The organism is Oribacterium sp. WCC10 (assembly GCF_900113415.1).
Classification (GTDB): Bacteria; Bacillota; Clostridia; order Lachnospirales; family Lachnospiraceae; genus Oribacterium.
Genome location: NZ_FOPH01000042.1, coordinates 1 through 7,558, shown reverse-complemented (window position 1 = coordinate 7,558; position 7,558 = coordinate 1). Strand labels below are relative to the sequence as shown.

The window sequence follows — 7,558 nt, the reverse complement described above, 5'->3', positions numbered from 1 at the left end:
GCAGGACGCCGATCATAGATCGGTGCATATCGTTCCGGAGTTTTCTGATGAAAACTCCTTCAACTCAAAACTAAAGCTTGGCTTTTCGTTCTGTCCGTTTCTTTACTGCGAATAAATTCGCTTGACCATATTTGGTCGTTTGCTTCCGAGTTCTTTCGAACTCTTCCGCTCTGAATTTTCTTTTTCAAAGAATCTTCAGGGTCTGTGTATTAATCGATCTTTGATTTTCAAGGTTCTAATGTGCTCATTTTCAAGAACTGATGTTCTGGTTCTCTCGAGCGCTCAGTTAATATATCAACTCAGTTTGCAAATGTCAAATATTTTTTAAAGTTAATTATTTAACGTTTTCAAAATCATTCTTCAATACGTTTTCAGATATGCAAACCTTCACTCTGAACGTGTTAAACTCTTCCTGTATCGTCCCAAATATATATACTCAAAATTAAGTGATCAATAACGTCATTAAGCTTAGAGAAATATATTTTCATACAGAAACAGTTATAAGAGCATAAAATTCCACCGTCCTTGCGAACGGTGGAACAATACCTTCACAAATTCATTTTACATTATATTTATAGTTTATCTCAGTTTAAACTTACCAACTTCACCGGCAAGACTCTTGGACATTCTAGTCATCTCTTCACTTGCTGCCGCACTCTCTTCAGCTGTAGCTGCATTGGTCTGGACTACAGAAGATATCTGATCAATTCCTTCACTAACTTGTTTGATTCCTTCTGCCTGCTTTGAAGATGCCGAAGAAATCTCTTCTACAAGATTGGTTATCTTCTTTGCGCCATTAGATACTGAACCAAGAGATTCCGCTGTCTCACGTGAGATTTCTCCACCTCGCTGAACAGCCTCTATGGTTTGCTCAATAAGGAGAGCTGTATTCTGCGCTGCTTCCTGAGATTTCTTTGCAAGGTTTCCTACTTCGTCAGCAACTACCGCAAAGCCTTTACCTGCCTGACCTGCTCTTGCAGCCTCAATTGCTGCATTAAGTGAAAGGATATTAGTCTGGAATGCGATATCATCTATGGTCTTGATAATCTTTGAAATCTCATTTGATCTTTCAATGATATCCTCCATAGCCTGAGACATCTCTTGCATCTTTCCGTTACTTACAATCATATCTTCACCAACTGAAGTTGAAAGATTAAGAGCTTCCATTGACATCTTGGCGGTTTCGTCTACCTTTGATGAAATATCATTCATATTTGCTGAAAGCTCCTGAATAGTGGATGCCTGTTCCGTTGCACCCTGAGCAAGAGCCTGTGCACCCGAAGCCACTTGTTCTGCACCTCTGTTGACATTGTCAGCAGCATCATTTATTCCACCCAATGTAGCATTAAGACCAGACAAGAGTGCATCCATGTTGGTTTTAATCTTTTCAAACTGACCCACATACTGTCTATGGAGTTGTACATTGAGATTACCATCGGCCACTTCATGTAATGCTTCTGAGATCTCATCGATATAACCCTGATAGTTTTTAAGTCTTTCTATAGTCTTATCAAAAGCATTGGCCAGAACACCAACCTCATTATTGGTCTTGACATCAAGCGAAACATCAAAGTTACCTTTAGCAATATTCTCTGCAGCATTTGTAACTTTTCGGATAGGGCCAATGATGAATGAACCCATAACAGTTGAAACGACTATAAGTACTACAAACCAGATGACTATGAAGATCATCATTGAAATAATGATTCTGTTTATAGCCAGATGAGCTGTTTTAAGATAAGCAGCTTCTGCTTCATCAAGTCCATCAATCCATACACCGGTTCCGACTACCCATTGATACGGTTCATAGGACATGGTGAAATTCTTCTTCGGCAATGGTTCGGTTTCATTTGGTTTCGCGAACTGAAGATCTGTGAATCCTCCGCCTTCCTGCTGTCCATTCTTTATCATATCCTGAATAAAGAAATTTCCATCCGGATCAACAGAGTCCCATCTTGACTGACCTTCCGTGTCTCTTCCAAGAAGAACAACATTAACACCTTCATAGGTATCAATCCAGAAATAACCGCTTCCATCATCATATCTCATATCCCTGACAAGATCCGCGGCTATTTTTTTTGCCTCAGCCTCTGTATAAACTCCTGCCAGCTGATCTTCATGAATCTGGTCAATGACACTGATAGCTATTTCAGTTTCCTGCTTAAGCTTCTCCATGACATCTTTTTCCAGTCTGTTGCGATAGGCTTTTACCTGGTCGTTGGTATTCATTACCGTACCAAAAACAGAGAATATAGCAACTCCGAGTGCTGTCAGAAGCGCTGTTCCAAGAAGCATAAAAACTATAGTGAACTTAAGTGATTTTAATCCCAGATTAGTTCCCTTTGTGTCCATAGCTGATTCCTTTCAATATGATAATCGGTATATTTGTTGATACCATAGTGATATTGTCGGCTTTTATCACAAAAATATAATCTGCATTTCAAAAGTATTTATATCTGATTTTAATCATGAATCAGATATAAATACATGATTCTCTTCCCGTCTGTACTGCAACAGCTCATTGAATAGCATTTCAATGTGTCAAAGACATAATAATTGCTGTTCTCGCGTCCATTTTAGGATTTACCTTTCATGAATATCAAAAGGACGCAGCTCTTTCAAACTGCGTCCTTAGATTTTTCAACTATAGCCTTTGAAAACTCTTGTTTATACTAAAGTTCCGGCTTATACGGTTTTTATAAATGTTTTATTATGATGTAAGGGTCAAAAGTACCAAATCACGTGCTTGCACGTTGATTTGAGACTTTATGACCCGCCCGAACACGAATAACGTAGTCGTTTTGCACAGCAAAAGGACGTGAGTTATGAGTGTTCAGCAACACAACTGCCTTCGATTTTTAGTCGAAGGAGCCACGCGGCTTTGAGCGCTTCAAAGGAATCTGTAAGGATTCCAGCTCTATCACACGAATGTGTGCGTTAGCGCTAATCAGTGAGTGGCAAATACTTTTGACACTCACGTCTTATTATCACATCAAACTAAAACGCAAAGATTAAGCATCTCTTCCGTTGAGGTAATCATCGATACCCTTGGCTGCAGCCTTACCTGCACCCATCGCAAGGATAACTGTAGCAGCACCTGTTACTGCATCACCACCGGCAAATACTGCCTTCTTTGATGTCTGTCCGTTCTCTTCCTTTGCAATGATACATCCGTGCTTGTTTGTATCAAGTCCCTCAGTTGTCTGCTTGATGAGAGGGTTAGGTGATGTACCAAGTGACATGATAACCATATCACAGTCAAGATCATAAACATCGCCCGGTATAGCTTCAGGTCTTCTACGTCCTGACGCATCAGGCTCTCCAAGCTGCATTCTCTGGATCTTTACGCCCTTAACCCAGTCATTTTCATCTGCATAAATCTCAACAGGGTTCTGGAGAAGGTCAAAGATGATTCCCTCTTCCTTTGCGTGATGAACCTCTTCCACTCTTGCAGGAAGTTCCTCTTCTGAACGTCTGTATACAACGTGTACCTCAGCTCCGAGACGAAGTGCAGTTCTTGCAGCATCCATAGCAACATTACCGCCGCCAACTACAACTACCTTCTTGCCTACCTTGATAGGTGTATCAGCATCCTCAAGGAATGCCTTCATGAGGTTGTTACGTGTAAGGAATTCGTTAGCTGAATAAACACCGTTGGCAGTTTCACCAGGAATATTCATAAACTTGGGAAGACCGGCTCCTGAACCTACGAATACTGCATCAAATCCTTCTTCGTTAAGAAGATCATCGATAGTGAGTGAACGTCCGACGATAACATTGGTATCAATCTTGACACCAAGCTTCTTGACATTCTCTATCTCAGGACGAACTACACGATCCTTCGGAAGACGGAACTCAGGGATTCCATAAACGAGAACTCCACCAGGCTGATGGAATGCTTCGAAAATGGTAACATCATATCCAAGCTTTGCAAGATCTCCTGCACAGGTAAGTCCTGAAGGACCTGAACCGATAACTGCAACCTTCTTGCCATTTGGCTCGCCCGGCTTTGCAGCAACATAATCATGCTCTCTAGCCCAGTCTGCAACGTATCTTTCGAGCTTACCGATAGATACAGGCTCGCCCTTGATTCCTCTTACGCACTTGCCTTCGCACTGTGTTTCCTGAGGGCATACACGTCCGCAAACAGCAGGAAGAGCAGATGACAATGCTATAACATCGGCAGCACCTGCGATATCTTTTTCCTTTATCTTTGTGATAAAGTCAGGAATATGTATAGATACCGGGCATCCCTTCATACAGAGAGGATTCTTACAGTTCAAACATCTTTCAGCCTCAAGAACAGCTTCTTCATCATTATATCCAAGACAAACTTCCTCGAAGTTTGTAGCTCTTACCTTTGGCTCCTGCTCACGTACAGGAACTCTTGTCATTGAATTATTCATAACATGCCTCCCGATTATTTATCTGCAGCGCATCCGCCTGAGTGTGTATCGCCCTCCTGTAACTTAAGAAGCGCTCTCCCCTCTTCATCCTTGTACTGTCTCTGACGCTTCATGGCAAGATCGAAATCTACCAGATGACCGTCAAATTCAGGTCCGTCAACGCAGGCAAACTTAACTTCATCACCTACAACAAGTCGGCAGGCACCACACATACCTGTTCCATCGATCATTACAGGGTTCATGGAAACAATAGTAGGTATGCCGAGATCTCTGGTTGTGAGACATGCGAACTTCATCATGATGACAGGTCCGATAGCGATACACTGTGTGTACTTCTTGCCCTGCTCATTTACGAGCTTCTTAAGAATATCGGTAACAACACCCTTCTCTCCATAAGAGCCATCATCTGTACATACATAAACATTGGCAGAGACTTCACGAAGTTCGTCTTCCATGATGAGAAGATCCTTGCTTCTTGCACCAAGAATAACGTCTGCATCGATGCCGTGCTCATGGAGCCACTTAACCTGAGGATATACAGGAGCTGCTCCAACACCTCCGGCTATGAATATAAATGATTTCTTTTTAAGTTCCTCAACCGGTGTATCTATCATCTCTGAAGGCTTACCGAGAGGTCCGACGATATCAGTAAAACAATCTCCGGCCTTAAGATGACTCATCTTCTCTGTTGAAGCACCAACTACCTGAAATACGATAGTAATGGTCTCTTCTTTTCTGTCATAGTCGGCAATGGTAAATGGGATTCTTTCTCCCAGCTCACCGAGCTTGGCAATCATAAACTGACCAGGCTCACATTTTTTGGCAACGAAAGGTGCCTTAACGACCATAAGCCAGTCCTTATCAACTAAGTGCTCAACTTTAGTTATTTCGTACATGATCTCCTCCACGTTTTTTATATCGAAGTTTGCAATTACCTAAGGATTATCCTGATTCTTAAATCCAAATTGCATTAGCTCAATTATAATCATTTTGCACTTTATGGACAACAAACTTTTGACAATATTGTGACGTTTTTAACAAAAACAGCAAAAAAATTATGTATACAACGTACATCTTTTTCTGTTAAAAATTGCAAAATAATTGTGAAAACATCGTAATTTAACAAAAAACAGTTGGCAATTCGATTTAAAATTCCTACAATAAGTAAAGTGAGGCATGGTATGAGCTTGTATGCACAGACTTATTTATGTACTTCACCTCGCAATTAATTTAGATAAATTAAACAGCTATATCTTATGATTCAGCTGTATTAACAGGAGGTGCTCCATGGATGAACTGAAAGAACAAGATAACTCTCTTGTCTCAAATCAGGAAACAACAGAAGCAAATAAGCCTGTTTCTGAAACAAACAAAAAAGATAATGACAATCAGCCTTCGGGTTCCAATATAGACGCAGCTTCAAGACGAGCATTTTTAAAGGCCCAAATGGAAACCTATGATCAGGATGACGAACCTGAAATTCCGGAAGAGTCCCGACCTAATCTGACTGATCTTTTTGAATCGATACCTGATGACAGTAAAAAAGATAACGAAGACCGTAATCTCATTCATACAGATTCCGATGACTTTGATGAATCGAAGTCTGATGAGGATGAAGACGAGGACGAACTCGAGGATCTCATTGATGAAGGTAACAAAAAAGACATCAGTGAGTACTACGAAGACATGCAGCCTGCCGACTTCGTTGAAGAGATTGATGATCTGGATGATGAGGACATTGAAAAGCTCCCTGAATTCCTGAATACCGAACAGTTGACTGAGATCATGGAGGAAGCTGATGATGATACACGTCAGCGAATCGGTGATCATCTCTCGGACGATACTCTTCTTGAGATGTTTGAAGAGATGTCGAAGGATGATATCGTAGATATCCTTGGCGAGATGGAGATAGCCAGACGAAAACGGCTTCTCAATCGCATGAAGTCAGGAGACAGAAAAATCATTCATACCCTTCTTCAATATCCGGATGACAGCGCAGGCGGTATCATGACTACTGAGTATATTGCTCTCCGTGAAGACCGTACCTGTGCAGAGGCGCTCGATACCATAAGAGATATTGGTCCAAAAACAGAAGTCATCGAAACCATATATGTAACAGATGAAGACAGACTGAAAAAGCTGGTTGGAACCGTCGACTTACGTGATCTTCTTAGTTCTCCGCGTAATACCAAGCTTATCGATATCATGGATGATCAGGTGGTTTCGGTTGAACCGGAGGTCGATCAGGAGGAAGTTGCTCAGGTAGTTTCCAAGTACGATCTTCAGGCCATACCTGTGGTTTCCAGTAAGGGGTCTATACTTGGAATCATCACTGTAGATGATATCATCGATGTCATCAATGAAGAACATGATGAGGATATCGCTCACCTGGGTGGAACTTCAGCAGAGGAAGGTCTTGATACTACCCTTTGGCAGTCTGTACGAATGAGACTTCCGTGGTTGCTTATCAATCTTTTGACTGCATTCCTTGCATCATTTACAGTTAAGGTTTTTGAGTCTACTATTGCGCAGGTAGTTGCTCTTTCCGCTACCATGACCATTGTTTCCGGCATGGGCGGTAATGCAGGAACTCAGACCATGTCCATAATGGTACGTGAGCTTTCCAATGGTGATGTTGATTTCCTTGATAACTGGAAATCTTTTTTGAAGGAAATATTCCTCGGTGTAGTTGATGGAGCCGCAACTGGTTTTGTGACCGGTATCGTTGTAGGATTCATATATGGCAACTTTTTCCTTGGAGTTATCATATTCCTTGCAATGATAGGTAATCTTGTGGTTTCCGGTATATTCGGATTCCTTGTTCCGCTTACTCTTGATAAGCTTAATGCGGATCCGGCACTTGCATCGAGTATATTTGTCACAACCGCAACCGATGTTTTGGGTTTTTTCATATTCCTTGGACTTGCAGACCTTTTTCTTCCATTACTGGCATAAAGACGAAGTATCCGGCATAACATGCCCTAATTACAGACATTTTAATGTAGCAGTATATCCCTTCTTTACCCGGAAAACAGGTAAAGAGGGGATTTTTATATGTTATGAGTCGCCCGACAAATGGACGTTTATATCACATCCATTTTCGATATATTGTTCCTTGAAAACTTAATACACTATCTTTTTTATAAAAAATA

The 7,558-nt window shown here is 41.2% G+C and carries 4 protein-coding genes; 1 reads left to right on the top strand and 3 read right to left on the bottom strand.

Translation table 11 applies throughout. The features are described 5' to 3' along the window. Nucleotides 1-579 precede the first annotated feature (579 nt). The 3 genes from BM294_RS15390 to BM294_RS15380 all read right to left on the bottom strand — a co-directional run bounded on the left by BM294_RS15390 (nt 580) and on the right by BM294_RS15380 (nt 5,302). A complete protein-coding gene (locus BM294_RS15390) occupies nt 580-2,352 on the bottom strand; it encodes a methyl-accepting chemotaxis protein (protein ID WP_091209943.1) in 1,773 nt (590 codons plus the stop codon). A 659-nt stretch (nt 2,353-3,011) separates the two neighbouring features. Beyond that, on the bottom strand, nt 3,012-4,406 hold the full coding sequence (gltA, locus tag BM294_RS15385) for an NADPH-dependent glutamate synthase (protein ID WP_091209942.1): 1,395 nt from the start codon (nt 4,404-4,406) through the stop codon (nt 3,012-3,014). 14 nt (nt 4,407-4,420) lie between these two features. Continuing rightward, complete coding sequence (locus BM294_RS15380) at nt 4,421-5,302, bottom strand: sulfide/dihydroorotate dehydrogenase-like FAD/NAD-binding protein (RefSeq protein WP_091209940.1); 882 nt, start codon at nt 5,300-5,302, stop codon at nt 4,421-4,423. 391 nt (nt 5,303-5,693) lie between these two features. On the opposite strand from BM294_RS15380, the gene mgtE reads away from it, so the two are divergent. Next, nucleotides 5,694-7,361 (top strand): magnesium transporter, encoded by a 1,668-nt coding sequence (gene mgtE, locus BM294_RS15375; protein ID WP_242944563.1) that lies wholly within the window; start codon nt 5,694-5,696, stop codon nt 7,359-7,361. Nucleotides 7,362-7,558: the final 197 nt, after the last annotated feature.

Excerpts from the sequence above, each read along its gene's own strand:
- BM294_RS15390 (WP_091209943.1), bottom strand. The coding sequence starts at position 2,352 with ATGGACACAAAGGGAACTAATCTGGGATTAAAATCACTTAAGTTCACT.
- gltA (WP_091209942.1), bottom strand. The coding sequence starts at position 4,406 with ATGAATAATTCAATGACAAGAGTTCCTGTACGTGAGCAGGAGCCAAAG.
- mgtE (WP_242944563.1), top strand. The coding sequence starts at position 5,694 with ATGGATGAACTGAAAGAACAAGATAACTCTCTTGTCTCAAATCAGGAA.
- BM294_RS15380 (WP_091209940.1), bottom strand. The coding sequence starts at position 5,302 with ATGTACGAAATAACTAAAGTTGAGCACTTAGTTGATAAGGACTGGCTT.